The following is a 25,442-nucleotide window of genomic DNA, read 5'->3' as shown; positions in this document are numbered from 1 at the left end:
TCCCCTAAACCAAGTAATTTAACTATTAACCTAATGAATAGGGAGTTCTATTAATAATATTGCGCTGCGCATGTTTTTTTAATATATTTGATGAAGTTAATCTGTATTTTATGCAAAAATTAATTGGATTTAATATCAAGCGAAACAAGAAATTATTGGTTGCCGATATCATAAAATTCTTCGAGGTTCGGGGTTATGAATTAACTGATGCGAATGCAATTGGTATGGTTTTTAGGAGAGGTACTGTTCTGGGAAATTTTTTCTATTTAAATCCAATAAAATGGAATACGAAAGTAAATATAGAAATTATTAAAAAGGAACGAATGGATTACGATATTTTCGCGACTTACAATTTCAGCACATTAGATCCATTTTTGCTTCGAGAAGAAAACGAATATTTTAATGCCGAAACGAATGCTTTCTCAAAAGCAATTCAGGAATTTGATGTTAATGTTGATCAGGTGGAAGAACTCGCGCTACAATCCTCCAATTCCAATTATCAATATATGCTGAAATCACTTCCTGCGGGAGTTTTAATTTCGATTCTCCTACTGTTTCTGATTAATACATTGATGAAAGATAGTCTCCCCATTTGGATAGCTAGCATTATTTGTGCAACCACTATCCTACTTACCTATTTTTTATGGATAAAACTTAAAAATAACAAAAGCAATTATCCCGACACAAAACAATAAACCAATTAGTTAAACGCTAATCCTACAAGTCAAAACTTGCGTAATCATAGCACAAATAAAATATTTTTCAAACGTTTGCGCTATGTTGTAGAACTTATCCGATTTAAGGAATTATTTAAAATATTATAAATAGTTTTGAACTATCGATTACGAAATCAAAGTACTGATAAGAATCGCGACTAATAATTTGAAGTTTGATGTTTAAAGGACTGTACAAAAGGCTGTGCAGTCTTTTTTTTAGAACCGGCTAATCATCCCAAAATGAATCTTCGCATTTTGAAAATCCAAATTTTGACCATTCTGGCTTCCCAAAGCATAGTTCAGTGAAAATATTCCGGATTTGGTTCCAAAGTTAATTCCAAATCCTATTCCCCATGGATAATCAACAGACCTGTCAGTATTCAATTCATTTTTATAATATGCCCCATCCCAAAAAAGATATAAACTAGTATTTTTCTCCGGAATAAATCTAATTTCACTAGTTAATACTGTATATTTCGAAGCACGAAAGGAATCCTCATTAAATCCTCTTAAATTAGAAATTCCGCCTAACTTAAATAAGTCATTCAAGAACAAATCAGAGGCAGATAATATTCCTCCCTGATTCTTTATACGATAACTAAATTTTGAAAATAGAGGGATGTTATATTCCCATTTCCAACCTGCATTCAACATGGATTGCTTAAAAGGAATTCCCTCATAAAAATGCTGTGGTAAATTATTATTTCTTTTAATTTTATGCTTTCCTATTGCAATATTAAAATTTACATTCCACCCTTTTCTTGGATTAAAGTTATAATCAAGATTTTCGAAGTGATAAGCTACACCCAATAAATTGGTATTCACATCTGCGAAATCAGGCAATTGGCTCGCATTTATAAAATGATTAGTTGCTACCAAATGAGAGGCTTTTGAAGTCCAAAATAATTTTAAGTGATTCCTACCGCTTTGAAACAGACGCATTCCGAAATTTAACTTTGTGGTTATATACGTGGTATCTTGCTTTTGCAGGCTAAAATCCACATCTATCCCAACACTATTAGCTATTAAAAATGGATAGGATAAGCCCAGAGCAAGATTTTGGCTTTCGGTTTCAAACTTCTGCCAATTTAAATGAATACTTTCGCCAGCCGAAAAAGAATTCACTAACAACAAATTTATTTCTCCTGTCAAAGCTATTTTTCCGTTCTTCTCCGGATTAGATTGAATACCCATAATTCCATCGAACTGATTCGCGGGTCTTTTATCCAGATAAGTATAGAGTCTGGCTTTGCCTTTATCAAATTCTATTTCTGGCGCTTTTAAAGACTGCACAAAACTTAGGGCATTTATTTTACCGGAAACACGACGAAGGTCTTGTTCACTAAAAGCTTTACCAGGATTAATCCCCAGATATTTTTGCAGATATTTTTTTGTAATTCTATTATCTCCTTTCACCACAACACTATCCCACACAATATATCTTGATGGTATTATCTTCCAAGTTGCATTAAATACTTTATCCTCGATATTAAATTGCTGAACTTCAATACGAGCAAAAGGATATCCTTTCTCAGAAAGTTTTTGGATTATTGCACGATGATTAGGATTTACGTCAACCATCTTAAACCCATTTTTCATCGAAGAAAATGTATTCCTCTGATTTAATAATCCTGAAACTTGGTCCATATTAAAGTAGCTGTATGACCCCCACTTATACTTTGGACCAATATGAATTAAAGCAAAAATACTATCCTTTTTCCTATACAAAGAATCCACATTTGCTTCTATATATGCACTTTCCTTTAATCGCGAAATTCTATTTTCTAATCTTTTTAAAGCTGTCTCTTCATTTGTGAATCGTTCTGTATCGTGATGAAAGAATTTACTTAAATCAAAGGTTTGCTCAGAAAAAATCAATTTCATTATCACACTTTTTTTCTGAGACAATCCGCTGAAACAAATAGCAATGAACAGTAAAAGACAAATAAAAATTTTCTTCATTTCATATAATATCAATACGGCTTAAATATAATACACCGTAACAAAAAGCAATTAGCAACGTTAAAAAGTAACATTACTTATTGATTGCAACCAATCTAATCCAAGTTTTTTTTTATATCTTTTGCAAAAATTAATTCTTGATCCTTAATTTATTTAACTCATGAAAAAAACACTTTACGCTCTGACTTTAATTTTTCTATTCGGAATAATATTCAGTTCCTGTGCTGTTGACAAAAGATGTCCGGCATATACGAAAACAGATACCGTTAAAACAAGTAAAACTGTTTAAATAAAATAAAAAATCTCAAAACTTGAAATTTTTTTTTATTTATAAACAATCAATTGCAATCGTTTTAATTGACCACATAAGCCTAATTTACTGATAATTACATTGATGCCAGTAAAAAACAGGCAAATAAAATAATTCCTTTTTTCTGTACAAAATATTTTTAAATTACATATTTTTGCCGTTGAGAAACAAAGGGTTTATAAATTAAAATTTATACACAATGTCAAAGATTAAAATTGGTATTAACGGATTTGGCCGTATCGGAAGATTTGTTTTCCGTCAGGCTGTTGCTAAAGGAACAATTGAAGTAGTTGGAATCAACGACTTAATTGATGTAGACTACATGGCTTACATGTTAAAGTATGACTCAACTCACGGAAGATTTAATGGTGAAGTTGAAGTTAAAGATGGTAAGTTAATTGTTAACGGAAGCGAAATCCGCGTTACCGCTGAAAGAAATCCAGCTGACATTAACTGGGGTGCTATTGGTGCTGAGTATGTTGTTGAGTCTACTGGTCTTTTCTTGACTAAAGAAAGAGCTCAAGGACACATCGACGCAGGTGCTAAGAAAGTTGTAATGTCTGCACCTTCAAAAGACGATACTCCAATGTTCGTTATGGGTGTGAATAATAAAGAATACACCAACGATCTAAACTTCGTTTCTAATGCTTCTTGTACTACTAACTGTTTAGCTCCTATTGCAAAAGTATTAAATGACAACTTCGGTATCATCGAAGGTTTAATGACTACTGTACACGCAACTACTGCAACTCAAAAAACTGTTGACGGTCCTTCTATGAAAGACTGGAGAGGTGGACGTGGTGCTGGTCAAAACATTATTCCTTCTTCTACTGGTGCTGCAAAAGCTGTTGGTAAAGTAATTCCTGCTTTGAATGGTAAATTAACTGGTATGTCATTTAGAGTTCCTACTCCTGACGTATCTGTTGTTGACTTAACTGTTCGTTTAGCTAAAGAAACTTCTTACGAAGCTATTTGTGCAAAAATGAAAGAAGCTTCTGAAGGAGATTTAGCAGGTATTCTTGGATACACAGATGAACCTGTTGTATCGAATGATTTTACTGGTGAAACCAGAACTTCTATTTTTGACGCAGGTGCTGGTATCCAATTATCCCCAACTTTCGTAAAAGTTGTATCATGGTATGATAATGAAATGGGATATTCTACAAAAGTTTGTGAATTGATCGAATATATGGATTCCGTAAAATAATCCTAACTTCAATAAAGTACAAAAGCTCCCTCAAAAAGGGAGCTTTTTTTTTATCCTAATATATGATTTATAACACATTCATTGTATAAAATTGTAATCAGAAAAACCATATGTTTGCTTAAGAAATAGGGAAATTATTCTCTATTAACAATTAAGAAAAAACAACAATTTCTACTTAAAATGTTAGAAAAATACTTAATGCACGAAAAGGCTCGAAATACCAAAGGTATTCCAGCCATGGCTTTAAATTCACAACAAACTTCTGAGCTTTGCCAACTACTTACAAACCCAATTGCAAGTCAGGAAAATCTTATCTTTGACCTCTTTACAGAAAGAATCGCACCTGGTGTTGATGATTCAAGCAAGATAAAAGCAGCCTTTCTCAAACAAATTATAAAAGAAGAAGTAAGCTCGCCTATTATCAACAAAAAAGAAGCTGTTAAAATTCTGGGAAGCATGATGGGGGGATATAATGTTCCCGTTTTAATCGAAACATTAAAAAATCCGGATCTCTCAGATGCCGCCATAAAAGAGTTGTCTCATACAATTCTAATATATGAAGCTTTTGAAACAGTAATGGAGTTATCCAAAACAAATAAGGCTGCGCAAAAAGTAATTGAATCCTGGGCAAGTGCAGACTGGTTTACTCAAAAACAAAAATTGCCTGAACTGATAAAAGTAAAAGTATTCAAAGTCGAAGGGGAGATTAATACAGATGATTTCTCACCTGCATCTGAAGCATTTACTCGTCCTGATATTCCTTTGCATGCCTTGTCTATGGGACGTGGTCGTTTTGATGGTGGTATTGAAACAATTGCGAAATGGAGAAAAGAAGGACATAAGGTTGCCTTTGTTGGTGATGTTGTCGGTACAGGCTCTTCCCGTAAATCAGCATGTAATTCCATGATGTGGCATATTGGTGATGATATTCCAGCTGTCCCCAACAAACGTACTGCAGGTATTGTTATTGGTGAATCTATCGCTCCTATTTTTTACAACACAACACAAGATTCCGGAGGACTACCAATTATCGCTGATGTTTCCAACTTAAAAATGGGTGATGAAATAAAAATCAATACCACAAAAGGAGAAATCAGTAAAGATGGAAAACTCATAACCACCTTCGAAATCAAACCAAATACAGTACCCGATGAATTTCGTGCCGGAGGTCGTATTCCTTTGATCATAGGGAAAGCACTTACCGAAAAAGCTAGAAAAGCATTAGGATTAGGGACAATTAGCATTTTTACAGAAGCAAATAATCCTATGCCAAAAGCCAATCAGGCCTATACTATGGCGCAAAAAATTGTAGGTAAAGCTTGCGGATTGGAAGGAGTATTACCCGGAACTGCCTGTGCACCAAAAATGACTACCGTAGGATCACAAGATACTACCGGCCCAATGACAGCAGATGAAATTAAGGAATTGGCATGCTTAAAATTTGAGGCTCCAATGTTTATGCAATCTTTTTGTCATACTGCCGCCTATCCAAAACCATCCGATGTAAACATGCATCGTACCTTGCCTCAATTTATAGCGGATAGAAAAGGAGTACCTTTAAAACAGGGAGATGGAGTAGTTCATTCCTGGTTGAATCGATTGTTATTACCGGATACAGTTGGAACAGGTGGAGATTCACATACTCGTTTCCCAATGGGAATTTCGTTCCCTGCAGGATCTGGTTTGGTAGCATTTGCAGGTGCACTTGGTTTTATGCCTCTAGATATGCCAGAATCTGTTTTGGTAAAATTCAAAGGAAAATTAAATCCTGGAATCACCTTACGCGATGTAGTAAATGCCATTCCTTATTTTGCAATTCAACAGGGAATGCTCACTGTACCCAAAAAGAATAAAATCAACATTTTCAATGGCAAAATTATCGAGATGGAAGGTCTGGATGATATTACTGTAGAACAAGCTTTCGAATTAACGGATGCTACGGCAGAAAGATCAGCTGCAGCCGGATGTATCAAACTATCCGAAAAAAGAGTTATTGAATTTGTTCGTTCAAATATTGCCTTAATGGAATCAATGATCGAAATGGGATATCAGGATAAAGTCACCATTCAGAATAGAATTGATGCATGTAGGGAATGGCTTGCAAATCCAAAATTACTTGGGCGAGATGAGAATGCAGAATATGCTGCTACGCTGGAGATAGATTTAAGTGAAATTACAGAACCTATTCTCTGCTGTCCTAATGATCCTGATGATGTTAAACTTCTCTCTGAAGTTGCAAACACTCCTATTCAAGATGTTTTTATTGGCTCGTGTATGACGAATATTGGTCATTTCAGAGCTGCCGAAAAAATATGGAAAGGAAGTACTCCAAGCGATAAGGTAAGAATCTATATTGCACCTCCTACCCGTATGGATCAGGCAATTCTGAAAAATGAGGCTACCTTCTCCACTTTTAGTCAGATTGGAGCACGAATAGAAACTCCAGGCTGCTCTCTTTGTATGGGAAATCAATTAAGAGTTCCGGATAAATCTACGGTATTTTCTACTTCTACCCGAAATTTCAACAATCGTATGGGAACCGGAGCACAGGTTTATCTCGGATCTGCAGAATTAGGAGCTATGGTTTCAGTTTTAGGAAAACTTCCAACAAAAGAAGAATATATGAACTTGTATCAGGAAAAAATTGATGATCACAAGGATGAAATCTATCAGTATATGCAATTCGATGAATTGAATATGGAGGATGCGCTTTACCAACGCAGGGATCTTTAAAAAAAGAAAATCAACTAAAACCGATGTGAAAGTATCGGTTTTTTTTATGATACAATTTTCATAACTTCCACGGTGATGAAAACTAAATCTTAAAATGAAAATATCTAGTATCTTTCTTTTTGTATTCCTGTTTCTTTCATTACAAGGAAACACACAAACTCATTCTCTCTCCAACCAGTTGTATGATATTACAACATCCATGAATCAATCTGTTTCGCAAAATTCATTCCAAGTGAAAGGAGATTATTTTTTGGATAAGAAGTGGACTCCCGGAGATTTATATTTAAAAAATATTAATGTCACCGGCAAAAAGGTAAAGCTTAGATATTTTGTATTTGCCGACGAGATGCAAATTTTAATTCCAAATAAAGATACGCTTGCATTAAAACCTGGCAAACTGATAGATTCCATTTTTATCAACGATCAAAAATTCATTTACGCTCCCTATCAAAGCAACAATCAAATAAAGGATGCTTATTTCGAGGAACTTACTACAGGAAAAATCAAGTTATTGAAAAAATACTATTCTCTCTTTATTGAAGGAAATAAGAAAAATGTGAGTGGATACGTTACTCCAAAACCTGATCGATACACTATTCGAAGCAAATATTACTATCAATATCTCAAGCAAACTGCAATACTTTTACCTTCGGGCAAAAATAAAATTCAAAACCTATTTAAAGACAATAAAACAACAATTGAAAAGTATCTAAAGAAGAATAAATTAAAGCTTAAACGAGAAAAAGACCTGATTAAGATTTTTCAATATTACAATTCAATTTCCAAGTTATAATCTCACGAACAATATCATCCTAAAGGTTTCTGTTTATTTGTATTTTTTATTGCAAACAGGATGTTTATGGCTAATAATGCTATAAAGGGCTTATTTTTGAGCAGCTTGAAGAAAGGTATTTAAAAAGCAGCCTTGATCTTTTTTGCTTCTGTTTTTGGGATCAAACCAAAAAATGAAATCGGGTTTGGGCAAAGCGCCAATTTAATTCGACAATACTGCATTAAAACTTATAAATCATTTTCCATAATCTAGCTTGAACTGCTTTTGATTTATTTGTCCTCAAGCCGGACTAGCTCTTACTTTTCTCCTTAAATGAGAAAAGCAAAAGAATCAAGCCAATAGAAAGCTGTTTGGCTTTCCAAATCAACTTCAGTAGCACGTTGCACGCTCTATTGGCAGGGACTCGCATCAATTTTTTGCACCATATTTTGTTGCAATTCCAAACCCAAAAGTATGCATTAAGCCCAATAAATTGCTGTCATTGCGAGGCGGAGGCACGGAGACGCGGCAATCTGTTCGAATACTGCCAAGTCAAAAAAAGAAAAATTAGATTCAAGTTAGGAGAGCCTGAAAGGCTCTAATATTCATAACCCGGGATACGGAATATATCTCCTACCGTCGCGCGCACTTCTCTTGATTAGAGGTAGTAGGAATATTCGCGACGGAATAGGAAATATGTTCAGAGAGTGGAATGCAATGGACATGCTACTTTTGTTGGTTTTTGCATCTTAAGAAACATTTCTATGAGCAATGTTTCTTAAGAGCCAAAAAATGAAGTCGGGTTTGGGCGAAGCGCCAATTTAATTCGACAATATTGGTGGAAAAACGTTTGGGACAGGATTGATATAGGAAGCTTAAGTTACATTCCGGAAATAAGAGGAAGCCATGCACTTGCGTGGCTTTCTTTTTTTGAAAAGATGTATTTACTCATCTGTTTTAATTCCCAATAAAGTTGAAATAGAGAACATTGCATCGGTAATAGTATGGTTTACATGTGGAATAAGCTCCTAATAGAGAAGAATCTGTAACAGACATAAAAAGTACAACAACAGAGTATCTAATACTAATAACAGAATAAAAAAGTGGAATAACAGGAAATAATAAAATAACGACAGATAAAAAAATATTAATAACAGATAGGAAAAGTTCTATAACAGACAGGAAAAATTGTATGACAGAGTAAGAAAAATCTATAACAGAGCAACGAGGAGCTATAACAGAGCAGTATTGATTCTTATCCCAATCCGGACCTTACGATTTCTCTCCCCTTTGTATTTAAAGTTTATCCTTTGTTTTAATTTCCTGATAGAATGATGCATTTTTCTTTGTTGAGAAGTTAATATCGTCCTAAATGTTTCTGTTTATTTGTATTTTTTCTTGCAAACAAGATGTTTATAGCTAATAACACTATAAAAGGCTTATTTTTGAGCAGCTTGAAGAAAGGTATTTGAAAAGCAGCCTTTATCTTTTTTGCTTCTGTTTTTGGGATCAAACAAAAAAATGAAGTCGGGTTTGGGCGAAGCGCCAATTTAATTCGACAATATTGTCTCACAAACATCTATTTGGGAAAATTCCGATCATGTGGCATAGATTTTTACAATGGCTAGAACAAAACAGTTTAACATGTACTTTTCAAAAGCATTTTGGATTTTCGTGTCCGGGCTGTGGTTTTCAACGAGCAATAGTATATTTACTACAAGGAAAAATTTGGGAATCAATTCAAACCTTTCCCGCGTTAATACCAATATTGTTGCTTGTTTTGTTATTCTTTCTGGATCTGAAATACCATTTCACATGGGGAAGTAAAGCACTGAAACTATTACTAATACTATCGTTTGCCAGTCTCATCACACCTTACCTGCTCCATATAATCAACACATCCTCTTTTCCTACGGTCTAATTCTTATATTTTGTTCTTATTTATATCTTTGTCGGAATTTATTTAACACAAAACCTCATCGAATTTCCAGGGATCAAAACTTTCTGGAAATTGCATTTAATAGGAACAAACGAATCGTGTATGTAGCTCTGATAAAATAAAAAACATGAAACGAGCATGTAAATTTAATAGCTAAAATTACACCTGGTGAAAGGTTTAAATTTACTTACGGCTTACATGTAGCCTTAACAAGAAAATTATAACACATGAAACTGAATGAAAGAATCCATGCATTTGTAAAATTAGGAAGCTTTTTACAACAATTTTCAACTGCTGAAGCTACTCGAAAAGAGCATACTTTAAATGCTTCTTTTTACGAAAATTTTAAAAGCTTATTAAAAAACATTTCTACGGAGAACCTTTGGTTCACGACAGAAAATGTTCAATTTTCAATAAAAGGAATTATTGAATTTCTGCAAGAAGATAAAATTCATCAATGGATCAACAAATATTCCATTGCTAATAAAAACACCAACCTGAAAGTAGCTGTAATCATGGCTGGAAATATCCCAATGGTAGGATTCCACGATATGCTTTGCGTACTGATGGCTGGTCATCACTTTATTGGAAAATTATCTTCTAAGGATAATCAACTGCTCAATTTTGTGGCAGACCTGTTAATTGCTATCCATCCGGAGTTTAAACAACTCATTCACTTTGAAACAGAACGCTTAACTGGCAAAAGCCAATTCGATGCTATCATTGCAACCGGCAGTAATAATTCAGCAAGATATTTCGAAACCTACTTTCAAAAATATCCCCATATCATTCGCAAGAATCGTAATTCCATAGCAGTGCTAAACGGTACGGAAACCGATGCTGAATCAAAAGCACTTGGAAAAGATGTATTCCTTTATTTTGGTTTAGGATGTCGAAATGTTTCTAAAATCTATGTGCCCGAAGGATATGATTTTACCAAAATGCTTGATACGTGGAACGCTTATTCCTACGTAAACAATCACAGCAAGTATGCTAACAATTACGATTATCAACGTTCCTTGCTACTAATGAACCAAATTAAACACCTTGACAATGGCTTTTTACTACTCCGACAACTGGATGAAATCGCCTCTCCGATTGGTGTTGTTTACTATGAATATTATTCCGAAATTAGGGCGTTAGAAGAAAAATTGAGCCTTCAATCAGAACAAATTCAATGCATTGTTGGTTCTACCCTTATAAATTCTGTTCCTTTCGGTAAAGCTCAGGAACCCGAATTATGGGATTATGCGGATAATGTTGATAGCATGCTTTTTTTAACACAATTAAATTCTAATTAATAAGATGATTTATAAGTTTAAAGTTACCTCCTCAGAGGTAGATGGTTTTGTGAGAGAGATTGAGATAGGTCACGAACAAACATATTTGGATTTCCACAATACTTTACAGAAATCCATTAATTACGATAATTCGCAAATGGCATCTTTTTACCAAATTACCAAAGATGGCCAACGAGGACTGGAAATAGCCTTATTCGAGATGAACACAGAAGAAGATGACAACATGAATGTTTATGCAATGGATGTTGCCATGATTCGGGAATTTGCATCAAAAAAACAAGCTCATCTTGTTTATGTATTCGATTTTTTCTCTAATCGCTTCTTCGATATTCAACTGGTAGAAAAAGGAATTGTTAAATCGAACACTAAATATCCAATTTGTACACTTTCCAAAGGCGATGCTCCAATTCAAATTCAACTGGATGCAGAGAACTTTGAAGGTTTGGAGTTAGAAGGTTTGGAAACAAAAAAAGAAAAAACAGCCGATGATTATCTGGCAGATTTCGATGATGAATTTGATAATGGGCCAGAGTTTGAAAATCTCGACGATTACGAAGATCTGATCTAAATCGGTTTTTTTGAATTAAAGTATATCCCAAATTATAGCATGTCTAAAACCCTGATTGTTCTATTAGGCCCTACCGGTGTTGGCAAAACAGATCTAAGCATTAATATTGCCAAACATTTCCAAACCGTAATAAGTTCTTCTGATAGTCGGCAAGTATATCGGGAAATAAGAATCGGAACCGCTGTTCCCGATAAGGAACAATTAGAAGCAGTAAAACATCATTTTATCCATACGCATTCCATTCACGACTACTTTAGTTGCTGGGAATGCGAGAAACAAACGCTTAGCTTATTATCCGATCTTTTTCAGGATAAAGATCAGGTATTACTTGTTGGCGGCAGCATGATGTATATCGATGCTGTTTGCAATGGTATTGACGAAATCCCAACCATAGATCCTGACCTGAGAAAGGACATTTTTGCACGCTACGAAACGGAAGGAATAGAATCAATCCGCATGCAATTAAAGCAACTCGACCCTGTGTTTTACGATCAGGTTGATTTAAAAAATGACAAGCGAGTGATTCATGCCGTTGAAATCTGTTTGATGGCCGGAAAACCTTATTCCGAGTTGAGAACTAACTCTCGTAAGCAACGCGATTTTAAGATTATAAAAATCGGTCTGAATCGCGATCGACAAGAATTATACGATCGAATCAATTTACGTGTGGACCAAATGATAGCAGAAGGTTTGGTTGATGAAGCCAGGGCTGTGTACCAATATCGCCATTACAACTCACTCAACACCGTTGGCTATAAAGAATTATTTGAATACTTCGATGGAAATATTGATCTGGAAAAAGCAATTGAATTAATTAAACGCAACTCCCGAAGATACGCCAAACGTCAGCTTTCCTGGTTTCGCAGGGACGACGAAATTACATGGTTTCATCCCAAACAAGAAAAGGAGATATTGGAATATCTGGAGAACAGAATCAAAAAGGAGGCTTAAGCCTCTTTTTTTGTTCTATTATTTTAAAAGAAATATATAGGGTAGCTGTCTGTTGAATGCAACAGATAAAATTATACCCATCAGAAATTTAAAACTACCTATAACTTCCATCATACTAGAATAAGAAAATTAGACATAAATAAATTAGACTAATTTTAAATTAACATCACACACAATTTGGTCATCGGCTAAAAACATCAAAACTTAATTTCATAAAAGAATAATGCTTTTTTATTAGAACAATTCTAAATTGTATTTTTTTTTATAAAAAGTCCTTTCCTTTCTAATCAAAATAGTTCCATTTTTCTAATCAGATTGCAGTAGAAATCTAATCACGTAATTAGAATAATGAAGATTCCTTAAACATGTCTATTTCCAATTGCTGTAAATCCAGAACAAAGTGAGGTATCTCAAACCTCTACTTATTGATATATCAGTGTCTTGAAAAGATTTTTCGACCTCCAAAAGTCTTAAATTAAAACACTCTTTGTAGATCATCTCTTTGGTTTTATTATCAGAATATATTTTCCCTTGAAAGGAATGGTTCATTCATTATCGATTAGAAAACAGCTTGCCATTTGATTAGATTTCTAATCAGAAGCAATTAGAAAACTAATCGTTTTTATGGGTTTCATATTTTAGTTTTAAGGCGGAATTAAATTTCTAAAAAGTAAAGTTTTATTGTGCTGTTTGGTACACCTCAAAATAATAACAATAACTGCAAGGGTATTAACTCTAAAGATCAGGTTGTAACAATAAAGCTTCTCTACCGTCATAGTATTATTAAACTCAGTAATATGATAAAAAAAACGACACTTAGCCTTCTAATAATAATTTTAAGCATTGTTGTAAATGCAGCAAGTTTAAAAGGCAAAATACAAAACCACAACCAAGCTCTCGAATACTTCACCGCAGCCATTCTTTCATCGCAAGATTCCAGTATCCTAACCGGCGGAGCTTTTATGGATGGTTATTTTGAATTTCCCAATCTTAAAGTGGATAAATGTTTATTGCAAATCTCCTGCGTGGGTTATCAGACTATAACGAAACCAATTGATTTCAGGCAAAACTCTTCAATTGATATTGGCACAATTCAAATGAAAAACCTGGAATTGAAAGAAGTAATTGTAAGAGCAAAACGCCCGACCTTTAGACAGGTTGAAGGACTCTTAGTCATAAATGTAAAAGGTACTTCGCTCAGTCAGGCCGGCGACCTTTTTGATGCTCTGAAAAGATCTCCGGGATTAATTGTGGATAATAATAATAACATTTCTGTGCTAGGGAAAGGCACTCCCATTGTATTTATAAACAATCGAGAAGTTAAAAACAAAGCAGAAATTGAAAGTCTTCAGTCTGATGATATTGCCAGCATAGAAATTGATCGCAATCCTTCGGCAGAGTATAGTGCATCGGGGAAAGCAGTAGTGCGGATCAAAACAAAGAAAATCACAAAAGATAAAATTAATCTCCAACTGTACCATCGTTCTTATCTTGCCAGAAAGTATAGTACTTCCAATGGAATTCAATTGGGGAATAAAATAGGCAAAACAACAAGTTTCATCAATTATTCTTATACCGATTACAAATATAAAAGCTACAAGGATGCATACGAAATCAATACTCAGGAAAACTATATCATCGAAAACAGAAAACACTCAATAATACAAGCCCACTCTTTAAGTCATAACCTGTTTGCAAGTATCAACCAGGAGATTGGTGCCAAACACAACCTTGGCTTTCAGTATTCCTACTTTTCGAAGGAAGATAATTTAGATTCTGACGCTGATCAGAGCATTACTAAAACAGACGAAGAGGAACGCTTGCGTAACATACTTGCAAGCACCCTTGAAAATAATGATTTAGAAACCTACAATCTGAATTATGAGTTCAAAATTGACAGTCTTCGTTCCCTATCGCTTGTAGCAGATTATTCCAAAAATAAGGATAAATCAAGGGAAGACATTAACGAAAAAAATCTCACAACCAATTCTGATTTAAAAACATTACTCAACAACAGGAATGATTACGATATCTATAGCGGAAAAGTAGATTACCAAACACCTATTTTCAAATTTGTGAATTTACAATCAGGAATAAAACTATCAAAAGTAAAAAATAATGGAAAATCCATTTCAACAGATAAAGATTCAAATTCGGAAAATTACAATACCGAAGATAAAATTAATGACCGAATAACAGCAGCTTATTTTACATTAAACCGAAAATTTAAACGGGCAAACCTAAAAGGAGGACTTCGCTACGAATACACCAACACAGACATAAGTTCTAGTGGAACAAGCGTTTTAGATTCCACTTATGGCAATTGGTTTCCTTCTTTTTTAATCAATAAAAAATTCTCGGATCAATTGGATCTTACACTCAGCTACTCTAAAAAAATTGATCGTCCCAGGTTTAGTGAGTTGAGTACAGATGTCACCTATTTAGATTCTCTGTCCTATAGTGTTGGGAATCCAAGCCTAAAACCAACAATTAGCCATAACCTGGACCTTTCGTTAAACTTGTTTCGTCGATTATCAGTAAACCTAACTTACTCGAATGAAAAAAATGCTCGCATCATGGGTGCTATTAATGATAAAGGTAACCCGGATATCGTGAAATACACACCTGTAAACATTGATAAAGCGGAATATCTTTCTGCAAATATTGATTACAGTTATTCCGGAAAAAAGTTTAACAGCACCCTTAGTTTGGGAGGAGAAAAACCCTTTATTGATATTCCTTACTTGGGAGAGATCAGAAAAATCAGAAAAGCATCTTGGTATTTCCAAGCTAACAATGATTATTCTATTACTAACAGAACAACTGTTTTTATGAATTTTTGGTATATGAGTAGCAAGAAAGATTTAATGACAGATTGGGATAATGTATACAAACTATCAGTAGGAATGAATACTTCATTCTTTGATAAAAAACTGAATGTAGGACTATTGGCAAATGACATTCTAAATTCATCGGATAGTGCATATAAAGACATTTACGGTAATATTATGTCAGGAGCAATTTACGACTTTGACAGCTCTTGGGTAAGAATTTCAATCAAATACAATTTTAATGATTTTAAAGGAAAAATTCGAAAGAAATCAGCTAGCGAGAGTGAATTAAATCGTTTATAGTCAAACGATCAAAAAAAAGAAATTAAATTGAATTTTAGGAATATAGGTGGTAGAATAGATAGTCAATAAGGTGTTATAAGTGAGGTAACATTCTGAATATTTTGTTTTTAATTCAATAGGTTGATTATTCTCGAATTTGAAGAAGAATATTAAAATCTATTAGGATTTAATCACAGTATCTGTCAGCTTGTATTTTATTGTTAGCAATTAGAGCTCTATTTTTGCAGGTATTGGCTTTGTAATAGAAACCGTATGGTTCTGTATCGAAATGCTTCGCTTATTTACCAAAGCATTTGGCTTAGCTAACCGAAATTTTGGACTTAGGAAGCGAAGTTATGCGGTCTTTCTCCCCAACAGAATGCTTTGGGCATGTAAAATTTCAGGTTCCCAACCTCAAAATTAGACTAGCAAACTACAACGAAAGGTTCGGGAACGGAAACGGAAATATAACGAACCTAAACAGAAGGGTCGGCAACCGATAATTTGGGGTTCCGAACCTCAACGGAAGCCTTAGGGGACGTAAAATTTTAGGTTCGGAACCTCAAATTTAGGGTAATATACCCCATTCCATAACGCTATTCGTAAAATCCTTTGCCAAAAACACCAAACTCATCTTTGCCTAACACTTTATGCTTCCACACAGCATCTATAAAACCAATTCCATAGCCAAATAACTGAACAAAACTAGACAGTAAAGCAAGGAACGCAACTTTAAGCGATTTGTACTTTGTTAGTGCATCGGCGAATACCAAAAATGCAAAGAGAAAAACAGGATAGGCAAATAAGGATCGTATAGCAACACCCAAGATTAATGCTCCTATTGTTCCTATTGCAAATATGGATGGAAACAAGAAGAAGATCTTAAATGTCTCCGGGTAATGTTTTGATATGATGTATCTGGTTTTGCCAAAGCCAAACACCTGTTTGTAGAATTTTTTGAAGGATATTCTCCGTTTGTGAAATACGTATGCATCCCGCACCAAACGAGTCTCAAATCCACGTTTAATTACCTCGATAGCAAAAACCATATCTTCGCCCGGGTGCATTCTGGTAACAGGAAATCCACCCGTATCTTCATAAACCTTTTTAGAAAAACCCAAATTGAAACTTCTGGGATGAAACTGATGCACCTGCTTCTTCCCTCCCCGGATTCCTCCGGTGGTAAAAAAAGATGTCATGGCATAGGAAACAGCTTTCTGAAAATCCGAAAAATCATCCATGGCACCATCCGGACCGCCGTAACAATCCACAAAATTCTCGGAAAGTTCCTTATGAATAGTTTCCATATAGTGTGGTGGTAAAATGCAATCGGAATCGAAAAACAGGTAAAAATTCCCTTTTGCTCTGGCCAAACCATAATTTCTACCAATACTGGGGCCTTCATTTTCTTTATAATAATAGGAGATATTTATACGATCCTCGTAGGATTTACAAAGCTCCTCACTTCTAATTGCAGAACCATCTTCCACCACAACCAACTCAAAGTCTTTATTGGTTTGAGCAGCCAAGCTGTCCAACAACTCCTTCATTTCATCCGGACGATTATAAACCGGAATGATAATCGAAAACTTTAATTCTTCGGTCATCTTATAATTTTTGATTGTAATAGAAAATTTCCTTCATTGGTAAACGATACTTATTTGCCAAATCAGCATTTAATTCCTCGGCATATGCGCTGGCATTCACCGTAAAGCCAACAGCTTTCAATTTATCGGCATAATCCAAACCATACAAACGCACATGATCTTTTTGGCGGTATAGTCTTTCCCTTTCCTTAGGATCTGTTACCGATGGATCTTCCATCGTATTCGGATTATCGGTATCCATCGGAACTTGTAAAATTGCAAATCCACTTGGTTTCAATACCCGATAAATCTCACTCATCGCTTTTTTATCATCTGCCACATGTTCCAACACATGATTGCAGATGACTACATCGTAGGATTCTTTTTCGAAAGGAATTTCCTGAACATCGAAATGGACGTCAGCAATTGGAGATTCCAAATCCGCCGTAGTATAATCGAGGTTTGGCAATTTTCTGAAGCGCTTGTAGAAACACTGTTCCGGAGCAATATGCAGAACTTTCAATTTCTGATTAAAAAAATCAGTCTTAGCCTTCAAAAACAACCACATTAAGCGATGGCGTTCCAAAGAAAGGCACTTGGGACAAAGAGCGTTTTCTCTTCCGGTTTGTTTGGTATATCCGTAAGGCAAAAATTTGCGAAAATGTCCACCGCAAACCGGACATTCCACTTTATTCCCAATTAAAAATATGGCTACAAAACGATTCATTAATAAACTCATCCTGATCAAGAAAGGACGAGGAAATATTTGCAATAAAAATCTGATTATACCTTGGATCATGAAATAACAATTGTTGGTTAGCAGTGAACAATGTTCAGTGAACAGTTAAGAATGAATTCTGCTATATTTCTTTTTCGATTTGATAAGTATTGCGTTCGGTTGAACTTCGACTCACCAATTCAGCAACAAATCCCGTTAAGAACAACTGAGTACCAATAATCATGGTTGCCAAAGCGATATAGAAGTAAGGGCTATCAGTTACCAAAGGAGGCATTTCTCCCTGACTCATACTGTAAATTTTCTGCAGGCCAATCCATGCCGAAGCAAAGAAACCAATCAGAAACATGAAAGTACCTAATAAACCAAAGAAATGCATTGGTTTTTTTCCAAACTTACTAATAAAGGTGATGGATAGTAAATCAAGAAATCCATTAATAAATCGACTCAAGCCAAATTTAGTAACACCGTACTTCCGCTCCTGATGCTGCACCACTTTCTCGGTAATTTTCGGGAATCCGGCTTGCTTTGCAAGAATAGGAATATAGCGATGCATTTCTCCATAAACTTCTATACTTTTCACCACTTTGCCTCTGTAAGCCTTCAATCCGCAATTAAAATCGTGCAATTTAATTCCTGACATGGCTCTTGCCGTTCTGTTGAAAAATTTACTGGGAATAGTTTTGGATATGGGATCGTAGCGTTTCCTTTTCCATCCCGAAACTAAGTCAAATCCCTCTTCTTTAATCATCCGGTATAATTCAGGAATTTCATCAGGAGAATCCTGAAGATCGGCATCCATAGTGATTACTACTTCTCCTTTTGCGGCTTCGAAACCACTAAAAAGAGCAGCAGATTTACCGTAATTTCTACGGAATTTTATCCCTCTAACGCTTGCATATTTTTTTTTCAAATCCTCTATTACCTGCCATGATGTATCATTACTTCCATCATCCACCATAATGATTTCATGACTAAATTGATGCTCACTCATCACCCGATCAATCCAGGCGACTAATTCGGGAATAGACTCTTCCTCATTATACAAAGGAACTACAACAGAGATATCCATAAAGTAAGATTACTGATTATTCGATTCGTTAAATTTATCAACAGACTGCTTATTAAACAAATTTCTCTTTTGGCGAAAGAAGAAAGCCACAACTAAGGAGAACAGAACACCACCAAACAACTTACTAAGCCACATGCTAAAGGCAAAAATTCCAGGTGTAATATGCTTATAAATACTCATAATCAAATCCACATCTTTTTGCTCATATCCGGATTGAACCAAACCTTTTTGTGCAAAATTAATAGCCTCCTGAATGATGGAAGCATCAAAAAACTTGGTTAGAACATATATAAACATTGCATAATAACAGGCCGCAAAACCAATAATCAATATCCCGGCAGTAAAAGCTCTCTTGTAATTAATTACCCCAAATAAAATTTCATCGCGATATTTTTTTACGCCAAGAAAAATACCTGAAATCATCAAGAATTGATTGATTAAAGTAAGGTTTGGGTTGTAATTCACAGACAAATCTTTAAAGTAGAAAACAAGAGCTGCCAATATTAAAACACCTCCAACCAGGCTTCCAAACAGAAAAGTATGTCGTACTAAAGGATTTTTAAACATTCCAAAATCAATTTTAAATTATCACAAATTAATTAATCCAATGGGTAGATTTGTTCCATTCCTATTAGACCGAGGACAAATATACCCGTTTTTAATCGAATGCCTTCTTTAAAAATACTTAATTATTTGTGAGTAGTTTGCAGAAAGCCCCTACCCATCAGATAAAATCTGATGTGCTACATACGAAGGATAAAATAGGAATACAGGCTTGTAATTGTAGTCCCCAAAAGAAGCATATTCGCTTTTCTCTATTAAAAAATGGAGTGTAATTAAAAAAGATATCATTTTTATTAGAAATTATTTCACTGAATATAAATTGCTTGGGATATAGAACCCCACAAAAGGACTAAGAAGTTTTAGATTTTGTTTGCGGGGAAACAAGATTTTTCTACTTTTGTCGTCGGGTAAGCACTATGCGATCAGCTCCTACTGAATCCCCCCAGGGTCGGAAGGCAGCAAGGGTAGGTGGTCGAAGCGGTGCGACGTAGTTCGCTTACCCACTTTTTTATGCTCTTTAAAGTATAAAATGCCGATGTAGCTCAGCTGGCTAGAGCAGCTGATTTGTAATCAGCAGGTCGTGGGTTCGAGTCCCTCTATCGGCTCAATAATTTAAAAGAAAGTCTAGCCATTTTCTTTTGTTCTTTACAAGATGATTTAAAGTGAAAAAACGCCGATGTAGCTCAGCTGGCTAGAGCAGCTGATTTGTAATCAGCAGGTCGTGGGTTCGAGTCCCTCTATCGGCTCAATAATTTAAAAGAAAGTTTAATCGCTTTCTTTCGTTCTTTGTAAGATCTAAATACGAGTAATAAATCGCCGATATAGCTCAGCTGGCTAGAGCAGCTGAATCGTAATCAGCAGGTCGTGGGTTCGAATCCCTCTATCGGCTCTTATATCGGAGTTTTGTCTCTTATGCCGTTGTAGCTCAGGGGTAGAGCGCTTCCTTGGTAAGGAAGAGGTCATGAGTTCAAATCTCATCAATGGCTCTATATTTTGCCATTTTCATCAATAATTTTGGCAGAATACTAAAAGCCGATGTAGCTCAGCTGGCTAGAGCAGCTGATTTGTAATCAGCAGGTCGTGGGTTCGAGTCCCTCTATCGGCTCTTTTTTTTACTCCTTTCAACCTCATTTATCCACTCTTTATAATGCGATGCTTTTCACAAGTGTCTTAAATGTATTTCATCTAATGAAAACGATAATAACTCTTTGTTCATCAGAATAATTTAGTGTATTTTCGTTTTTCGACTTAATAACAAACTAAAAATAATAAAATGAAATTTTTTGTAGACACAGCTAATCTGGACCAGATTAAAGAAGCTCAAGATCTTGGAGTTCTTGACGGCGTAACCACCAATCCGTCTCTTATGGCTAAGGAGGGAATAAAAGGGGAAGCAAATATCAAACAACATTATATTGATATTTGCAAAATTGTTGATGGTGATGTAAGTGCCGAAGTAATTGCCACAGATTTTGAAGGAATGATTTCGGAAGGGGAAGCATTAGCTGCACTTCACCCACAAATAGTGGTGAAAATTCCTTGCATCAAAGATGGTATTAAAGCAGTTAAATATCTAAGTTCGAAAGGAATTAGAGTCAATTGCACCCTGATATTTTCTGTCGGACAGGCCTTATTGGCTGCAAAAGCGGGAGCAACTTATGTGTCCCCATTTGTTGGAAGATTAGATGATATTTGCACCGATGGAATAGAATTAATTGCACAAATTGCAGATATGTTTAATTTTTATTCTTTTGAAACACAAGTATTGGCTGCCTCTATCCGTCATACAATGCATATTATTCAATGTGTTGAAGCCGGAGCTGATGTAGCAACTTGTCCGCTTAGTGCAATTACCGGATTATTAAAGCACCCTTTAACTGACAAAGGATTAGAGCAGTTTTTAGCTGACTACAATAAATTAAATGGTTAATTTATATTGCCAATTAAAAAAGGAGAGCTTCGGTTCTCCTTTTTTTATGGGAGAAATGTCCTTCTCTTATTTTGGATTAAAAATAAATAAGCCTGTAAATCATTTCCATACAGTAGAAACTTCTATCTTTATTTCCCAGAAGAACCCTAAACCACTACAAAATGCTTGTTAAGTTATATCCTGATAATCCCAACCACCGGGAATTTCAGAAAATTGCAGATACTTTAAAGAATGGAGGTATCATCATCTATCCTACAGATACAGTTTATGCCATGGGCTGTGATATTACCAATAACAAAGCGATACAGCGAATCGCTCGTTTAAAAGGAGTTTCTGCAGAGAAAGGTAATTTTTCATTAATCTGCAATAGTCTGAGCAATCTAGCGGAATATGCTAAGGTAGATAATTCCACCTTCAAGGTGATGAAGAAAAATTTACCCGGTGCCTTTACTTTCATTCTACAGGCAAGTAATAATGTCCCCAAATTATTTAAAAGCAAGAAAAAAACCGTTGGTATTCGTATCCCTAATCATTATATCCCTTTGGGAATAGTGGAGGAATTAGGAAACCCAATCATGACAACCTCCATTAGAGATATGGATGAAGTGGTGGAATATACAACCGATCCGGAATTGATTCATGAAAAATACAGCAAAGATGTGGATTTAGTTATTGATGGAGGGTTTGGTAACAATACAGCCTCTACCGTAGTTGATTGCTCTGAAGGTGATTTTGAAATAATCAGACCAGGTATAGGAGAATTAATTCTATAAAATCGAGTACTACAATTCAATAAAAAAAGCCATCATGCTCAATGATGGCTTTCCTTGTATGTAAATTAAAGCTATGCTACTATTCCTGCTGATTTTAAAAGACTAACTCTTAAAGTAATATGTCCGTCAGGCTTATTTCCTATTAATTCGGGTCTAAATCCAGCCTGCTCCAACTGCGACTTCACTATGCCAATTAATTCTGGGCTCGCATTACTAAAATGATGAGTAGCTACAATACTTCCTTTATTAAATTTTTCTTCAAATTTCTGTAAAATCTTACCAGAGTCTTTCCGGTATTTTTCCATCTCTTTTTCGATCAGATGGTTATATTCTGAGATGTTCTTCATGTGATAATGTAAAGGTTGTTTAAAATGTAATAGACTGCAATGTTAGAAAAATTCTAACAAAATGGTGTACGAAGAACTAACTAAAATGTTATTCTTTCCTGATGAATTAATGAGTTTTTTAGATGAATGAAAAACATCCATATTCATCATATCGTATATAAGGCTATTATTATTAATAAATTACACTTCAAATAGGACTTTTACAGAAGTATCATTTTTTTTAATATTTATTTTACAAAACGAGTATTTACAAAGATTAAGCCGAATAATCAGACCAGTAATATTGTCACATATAAACTATTGAACTATCTTATCCCATCTTAAATTTGAACAAGGTCGATTGATTTTTAAAGACAAAGGAGAGACTTACAGCGGCTGCTTTTGATTAAAAAAATAAAAAAATGAGACAAATTGATAAAACAAAACCGGTAATGGTAAGCGGAGCAACTGGTTATGTTGCTGGAAACCTGATTAAAAAACTGCTGGCAGAAGGATTAACGGTACATGCAACAATTAGGGATCCTCAAAACCATGACAAATTGAAATATTTAAATGAATTAGCTGAAGAATCAAAAGGTGAGCTAAAATACTTTAAGTCTGATTTATTGGAACAGGGATCTTTTGAAGAGGCAATGTATGATTGTGAATTGGTATTTCATACAGCATCTCCTTTTATTAATGTAGTGAAAGATCCACAAAAAAATTTAGTTGATCCTGCCCTGATTGGTACTCGGAATGTGTTGGAAACAGCTAATAGAACAGCATCGGTACGGCGTGTTGTATTAACCAGTAGTTGTGTTGCCATATTGGGCGATGCCAAGGACTTATTGAATCTCCCAAATGGAATCGCTACCGAAGCGAATTGGAATACAAGCTCAAATCTGCATCATCAATCATATAGCTATTCAAAAACACTTGCCGAAAAAGAGGCATGGAAAATAAACAAAGCACAAAACCAATGGGACTTGGTGGTAATCAATCCATCTTTGATATTGGGGCCAGGTGTCCATCCAATCAGTACATCGGAAAGTTTTCGAATTGTCAAACAAATGGGCGACGGAACCATGAAAATGGGTGCTCCAAAATTCGAAATTGGCATGGTAGATGTTCGTGATGTTGCATTAGCTCATTTTAAAGCAGGATTTACTCCGGAAGCGAAAGGTCGTTATATCATTTCTGCAGAAAACAAAAGCTTCTTACAGTTGTCTTGCATTCTGCAGAATGAATTTGGAGGTAAATATCCTTTCCCAAAAAAAGAATTACCTAAATTTTTGGTGTGGTTGCTCGCTCCTACGGTTGGATTAAAACGAAAAATGGTTCGAAAAAACTTGGGTTACTCCTGGTTGGTTGACAATACCAAAAGCAAAAAAGAACTTGGAATGAAATATCTTCCTATAGAAAAATCTATCACCGATTTTTTCCAGCAAATGGTAGATAATAATATTGTATAGATTCTAAATCAGATTTAAAGAATGAGACGATTTCAGCTATTTCCAATGTTTAACAATGTAAGGAGAGAAAAAGACCTGTTTATTGGTTTTGCAAGGAGAAGAATCTCCAAATCAGTAATATAATTTTAAAACGAAATTTAGAATAATCCAATTACATAATTCCGACAAAAAAACTGGCAATATATATTGATTTTACTTAACCATTATATATTGCCAGTAACCAATAATACTATAAGGAAATTGTTGCCTAAATATTGTAAATTAATATCGAAAATATTGCTCTTGAATCTAGAAACTGAATGGCTAAAACCACTGACGTTTGCGAAAAAGCAATACACCCATAATCGAAAGTATCAGGGAAGCTGTGATGATAAGAGGCATGGCCCAAAGAGAATCTTCGAGCATATTAGGCACATTCATTCCAAAAACACTTGCAATCAATGTGGGGATCATCAAAATGATAGAAATCAAAGTCAATTGTTTCATCACCACATTTAGATTATTAGAAATTACGGAAGCAAAAGCATCCATCATGCCACTTTGGATATCGGAGTATATTTTTGCCATTTCCAAAGCCTGCTTATTTTCAATGATTGCATCCTCGAGCAAATCCTCGTTAATCTCACTTTTAATATGCTTAGAGCTTCGAAGTTTAGCCAACACAATTTCGTTTGCCTTGATAGATGTGATGAAGAAAACCATACACTTTTCCATCTTCAGCAATTGATTCAGCTCCCTGTTTTTAATTGATTTCTCCAGATCCTGCTCAATGGAATTTGTCAATTGATTGATTTGTTTCAGATACTTCAAATACAAAGTACCATTGCGAAGAAACAATTGCAAAATAAAGTTATTAGGATCTCTAACGGAATGAATCTGTTCTTTATAAACCGAAGGTTGTTGCATAGGCAACACCTGATTATTTTTTAAAGAAAGTGTTAAGGTAAAATTCTCAGTAAGATAAATTCCCAATGGAATAGTTTGATAAGGAACACCATTCTCAGGAGTCTCAATTGGTATTCGCATAATGATTAAAGACCAACCATCATCAAATTCTACACGCGGACGCTCGTCGGCATCTAAAATATCGGTAATTGCATCGGCTGGTAATTTAAATTCGTTGGTTAATCGGGCTATTTCCTCACTGCTAGGTGCAGTTGCATTAATCCAACAACCTTTTTGAGCTTTTTCAATTTCGATGTAGCCACCAAAACTTTGAAAGATTTTAATCATATTACGCCTCCATTTAATCTGTATGGAGACATAAGCGGTCCCTTACAGAATGATTTTTACTACTATTTTCCTATTTCTCGGGACACCTTCCATGGTAATCGTTTTTTTTTGAGTGTACAAATGTAATCTTTTTAGCTTGAGTTTTGCAAGCGTACATCACTTTAATTGGGAAATTAAC

At 34.9% G+C, this 25,442-nt stretch carries 19 protein-coding genes, 5 tRNA genes and 1 other RNA gene; 18 read left to right on the top strand and 7 right to left on the bottom strand.

Going from position 1 to position 25,442, the window contains the following annotated elements; all coding sequences use genetic code 11:
- Positions 1–110: 110 nt before the first annotated feature.
- Positions 111–695, top strand: coding sequence for a hypothetical protein (locus DLK05_RS11310; protein WP_127344114.1), 585 nt, complete (start codon positions 111–113; stop codon positions 693–695).
- Between the two features lie 237 nt (positions 696–932).
- Here the strand turns inward: DLK05_RS11310 and DLK05_RS11305 are convergent, their stop codons facing one another.
- A complete protein-coding gene (locus tag DLK05_RS11305; protein WP_127344113.1) occupies positions 933–2,600 on the bottom strand; it encodes a BamA/TamA family outer membrane protein in 1,668 nt (555 codons plus the stop codon).
- 587 nt (positions 2,601–3,187) lie between these two features.
- On the opposite strand from DLK05_RS11305, the gene gap reads away from it, so the two are divergent.
- The 8 genes from gap (at position 3,188) to DLK05_RS11265 (ending at position 15,593) form a co-directional block, all read left to right on the top strand.
- Positions 3,188–4,195: a type I glyceraldehyde-3-phosphate dehydrogenase gene (gene gap / locus DLK05_RS11300; RefSeq protein ID WP_127344112.1), complete on the top strand. Its 1,008-nt coding sequence runs from the start codon at positions 3,188–3,190 to the stop codon at positions 4,193–4,195.
- Between the two features lie 180 nt (positions 4,196–4,375).
- Positions 4,376–6,928, top strand: a complete 2,553-nt coding sequence (locus DLK05_RS11295) for a bifunctional aconitate hydratase 2/2-methylisocitrate dehydratase (protein ID WP_127344111.1) — start codon at positions 4,376–4,378, stop codon at positions 6,926–6,928.
- 94 nt (positions 6,929–7,022) lie between these two features.
- Positions 7,023–7,721 carry a hypothetical protein gene (locus tag DLK05_RS11290; protein WP_127344110.1) on the top strand — a complete coding sequence of 233 codons (699 nt, stop codon included), beginning with the start codon at positions 7,023–7,025 and terminating at the stop codon, positions 7,719–7,721.
- 1,579 nt (positions 7,722–9,300) lie between these two features.
- Positions 9,301–9,621, top strand: coding sequence for a DUF2752 domain-containing protein (locus DLK05_RS18060; RefSeq protein WP_127344109.1), 321 nt, complete (start codon positions 9,301–9,303; stop codon positions 9,619–9,621).
- Positions 9,622–9,866: 245 nt separating this feature from the next.
- Entirely contained in the window at positions 9,867–10,940 is a 1,074-nt protein-coding gene (locus DLK05_RS11280) for an acyl-CoA reductase (RefSeq protein WP_127344108.1), read from the top strand.
- Between the two features lie 4 nt (positions 10,941–10,944).
- Entirely contained in the window at positions 10,945–11,508 is a 564-nt protein-coding gene (locus DLK05_RS11275) for an IS1096 element passenger TnpR family protein (protein ID WP_127344107.1), read from the top strand.
- Positions 11,509–11,547: 39 nt separating this feature from the next.
- Positions 11,548–12,459 carry a tRNA (adenosine(37)-N6)-dimethylallyltransferase MiaA gene (gene miaA / locus DLK05_RS11270; RefSeq protein ID WP_127344106.1) on the top strand — a complete coding sequence of 304 codons (912 nt, stop codon included), beginning with the start codon at positions 11,548–11,550 and terminating at the stop codon, positions 12,457–12,459.
- 797 nt (positions 12,460–13,256) lie between these two features.
- Positions 13,257–15,593: an outer membrane beta-barrel family protein gene (locus DLK05_RS11265; RefSeq protein WP_127344105.1), complete on the top strand. Its 2,337-nt coding sequence runs from the start codon at positions 13,257–13,259 to the stop codon at positions 15,591–15,593.
- A 575-nt stretch (positions 15,594–16,168) separates the two neighbouring features.
- On the opposite strand, the gene DLK05_RS11260 is transcribed toward DLK05_RS11265, so the two are convergent.
- From DLK05_RS11260 to DLK05_RS11245, 4 genes are all read right to left on the bottom strand, one after another.
- Positions 16,169–17,179 (bottom strand): glycosyltransferase family 2 protein, encoded by a 1,011-nt coding sequence (locus DLK05_RS11260; RefSeq protein WP_127344104.1) that lies wholly within the window; start codon positions 17,177–17,179, stop codon positions 16,169–16,171.
- Position 17,180: 1 nt separating this feature from the next.
- Positions 17,181–17,957 (bottom strand): class I SAM-dependent methyltransferase, encoded by a 777-nt coding sequence (locus tag DLK05_RS11255; protein WP_127344103.1) that lies wholly within the window; start codon positions 17,955–17,957, stop codon positions 17,181–17,183.
- Positions 17,958–18,018: 61 nt separating this feature from the next.
- Positions 18,019–18,966, bottom strand: a complete 948-nt coding sequence (locus DLK05_RS11250; RefSeq protein WP_127344102.1) for a glycosyltransferase family 2 protein — start codon at positions 18,964–18,966, stop codon at positions 18,019–18,021.
- A gap of 9 nt (positions 18,967–18,975) precedes the next feature.
- Positions 18,976–19,533 (bottom strand): DUF4199 domain-containing protein, encoded by a 558-nt coding sequence (locus DLK05_RS11245; protein ID WP_127344101.1) that lies wholly within the window; start codon positions 19,531–19,533, stop codon positions 18,976–18,978.
- 402 nt (positions 19,534–19,935) lie between these two features.
- On the opposite strand from DLK05_RS11245, the gene ffs reads away from it, so the two are divergent.
- From ffs to DLK05_RS11205, 8 genes are all read left to right on the top strand, one after another.
- Positions 19,936–20,029: signal recognition particle sRNA small type (gene ffs / locus DLK05_RS11240), an RNA gene on the top strand.
- A gap of 32 nt (positions 20,030–20,061) precedes the next feature.
- Positions 20,062–20,135: transfer RNA gene (locus tag DLK05_RS11235), tRNA-Thr, on the top strand.
- A gap of 67 nt (positions 20,136–20,202) precedes the next feature.
- A tRNA-Thr gene (locus DLK05_RS11230) sits at positions 20,203–20,276 on the top strand.
- Positions 20,277–20,345: 69 nt separating this feature from the next.
- Positions 20,346–20,419: transfer RNA gene (locus DLK05_RS11225), tRNA-Thr, on the top strand.
- A 25-nt stretch (positions 20,420–20,444) separates the two neighbouring features.
- Positions 20,445–20,516: transfer RNA gene (locus tag DLK05_RS11220), tRNA-Thr, on the top strand.
- A 45-nt stretch (positions 20,517–20,561) separates the two neighbouring features.
- A tRNA-Thr gene (locus DLK05_RS11215) sits at positions 20,562–20,635 on the top strand.
- A 168-nt stretch (positions 20,636–20,803) separates the two neighbouring features.
- Entirely contained in the window at positions 20,804–21,460 is a 657-nt protein-coding gene (gene fsa / locus DLK05_RS11210; RefSeq protein ID WP_127344100.1) for a fructose-6-phosphate aldolase, read from the top strand.
- 161 nt (positions 21,461–21,621) lie between these two features.
- Positions 21,622–22,233, top strand: a complete 612-nt coding sequence (locus DLK05_RS11205; protein WP_127344099.1) for an L-threonylcarbamoyladenylate synthase — start codon at positions 21,622–21,624, stop codon at positions 22,231–22,233.
- 71 nt (positions 22,234–22,304) lie between these two features.
- Here the strand turns inward: DLK05_RS11205 and DLK05_RS11200 are convergent, their stop codons facing one another.
- Positions 22,305–22,580, bottom strand: coding sequence for a hypothetical protein (locus tag DLK05_RS11200; RefSeq protein ID WP_127344098.1), 276 nt, complete (start codon positions 22,578–22,580; stop codon positions 22,305–22,307).
- A 401-nt stretch (positions 22,581–22,981) separates the two neighbouring features.
- Between DLK05_RS11200 and DLK05_RS11195 the strand changes: the two genes are divergently transcribed.
- Positions 22,982–24,031 carry an NAD-dependent epimerase/dehydratase family protein gene (locus DLK05_RS11195; protein ID WP_127344097.1) on the top strand — a complete coding sequence of 350 codons (1,050 nt, stop codon included), beginning with the start codon at positions 22,982–22,984 and terminating at the stop codon, positions 24,029–24,031.
- Between the two features lie 303 nt (positions 24,032–24,334).
- Here the strand turns inward: DLK05_RS11195 and DLK05_RS11190 are convergent, their stop codons facing one another.
- On the bottom strand, positions 24,335–25,264 hold the full coding sequence (locus DLK05_RS11190) for a magnesium transporter CorA family protein (RefSeq protein WP_127344096.1): 930 nt from the start codon (positions 25,262–25,264) through the stop codon (positions 24,335–24,337).
- Positions 25,265–25,442 lie beyond the last annotated feature (178 nt).

It is taken from the genome of Ancylomarina longa (genome assembly GCF_003996985.1).
Classification (GTDB): Bacteria; Bacteroidota; Bacteroidia; order Bacteroidales; family Marinifilaceae; genus Ancylomarina_A; species Ancylomarina_A longa.
The sequence above is the reverse complement of the archived record's forward strand: the minus strand, read 5'-3'. Positions and strand labels throughout refer to the sequence as shown.

Coding starts and splice junctions, on each gene's coding strand:
- DLK05_RS11310 (WP_127344114.1), top strand. CDS start 111: ATGCAAAAATTAATTGGATTTAATATCAAGCGAAACAAGAAATTATTG.
- DLK05_RS11305 (WP_127344113.1), bottom strand. CDS start 2,600: ATGAAATTGATTTTTTCTGAGCAAACCTTTGATTTAAGTAAATTCTTT.
- gap (WP_127344112.1), top strand. CDS start 3,188: ATGTCAAAGATTAAAATTGGTATTAACGGATTTGGCCGTATCGGAAGA.
- DLK05_RS11295 (WP_127344111.1), top strand. CDS start 4,376: ATGTTAGAAAAATACTTAATGCACGAAAAGGCTCGAAATACCAAAGGT.
- DLK05_RS11290 (WP_127344110.1), top strand. CDS start 7,023: ATGAAAATATCTAGTATCTTTCTTTTTGTATTCCTGTTTCTTTCATTA.
- DLK05_RS18060 (WP_127344109.1), top strand. CDS start 9,301: ATGTGGCATAGATTTTTACAATGGCTAGAACAAAACAGTTTAACATGT.
- DLK05_RS11280 (WP_127344108.1), top strand. CDS start 9,867: ATGAAACTGAATGAAAGAATCCATGCATTTGTAAAATTAGGAAGCTTT.
- DLK05_RS11275 (WP_127344107.1), top strand. CDS start 10,945: ATGATTTATAAGTTTAAAGTTACCTCCTCAGAGGTAGATGGTTTTGTG.
- miaA (WP_127344106.1), top strand. CDS start 11,548: ATGTCTAAAACCCTGATTGTTCTATTAGGCCCTACCGGTGTTGGCAAA.
- DLK05_RS11265 (WP_127344105.1), top strand. CDS start 13,257: ATGATAAAAAAAACGACACTTAGCCTTCTAATAATAATTTTAAGCATT.
- DLK05_RS11260 (WP_127344104.1), bottom strand. CDS start 17,179: ATGACCGAAGAATTAAAGTTTTCGATTATCATTCCGGTTTATAATCGT.
- DLK05_RS11255 (WP_127344103.1), bottom strand. CDS start 17,957: ATGATCCAAGGTATAATCAGATTTTTATTGCAAATATTTCCTCGTCCT.
- DLK05_RS11250 (WP_127344102.1), bottom strand. CDS start 18,966: ATGGATATCTCTGTTGTAGTTCCTTTGTATAATGAGGAAGAGTCTATT.
- DLK05_RS11245 (WP_127344101.1), bottom strand. CDS start 19,533: ATGTTTAAAAATCCTTTAGTACGACATACTTTTCTGTTTGGAAGCCTG.
- fsa (WP_127344100.1), top strand. CDS start 20,804: ATGAAATTTTTTGTAGACACAGCTAATCTGGACCAGATTAAAGAAGCT.
- DLK05_RS11205 (WP_127344099.1), top strand. CDS start 21,622: ATGCTTGTTAAGTTATATCCTGATAATCCCAACCACCGGGAATTTCAG.
- DLK05_RS11200 (WP_127344098.1), bottom strand. CDS start 22,580: ATGAAGAACATCTCAGAATATAACCATCTGATCGAAAAAGAGATGGAA.
- DLK05_RS11195 (WP_127344097.1), top strand. CDS start 22,982: ATGAGACAAATTGATAAAACAAAACCGGTAATGGTAAGCGGAGCAACT.
- DLK05_RS11190 (WP_127344096.1), bottom strand. CDS start 25,264: ATGATTAAAATCTTTCAAAGTTTTGGTGGCTACATCGAAATTGAAAAA.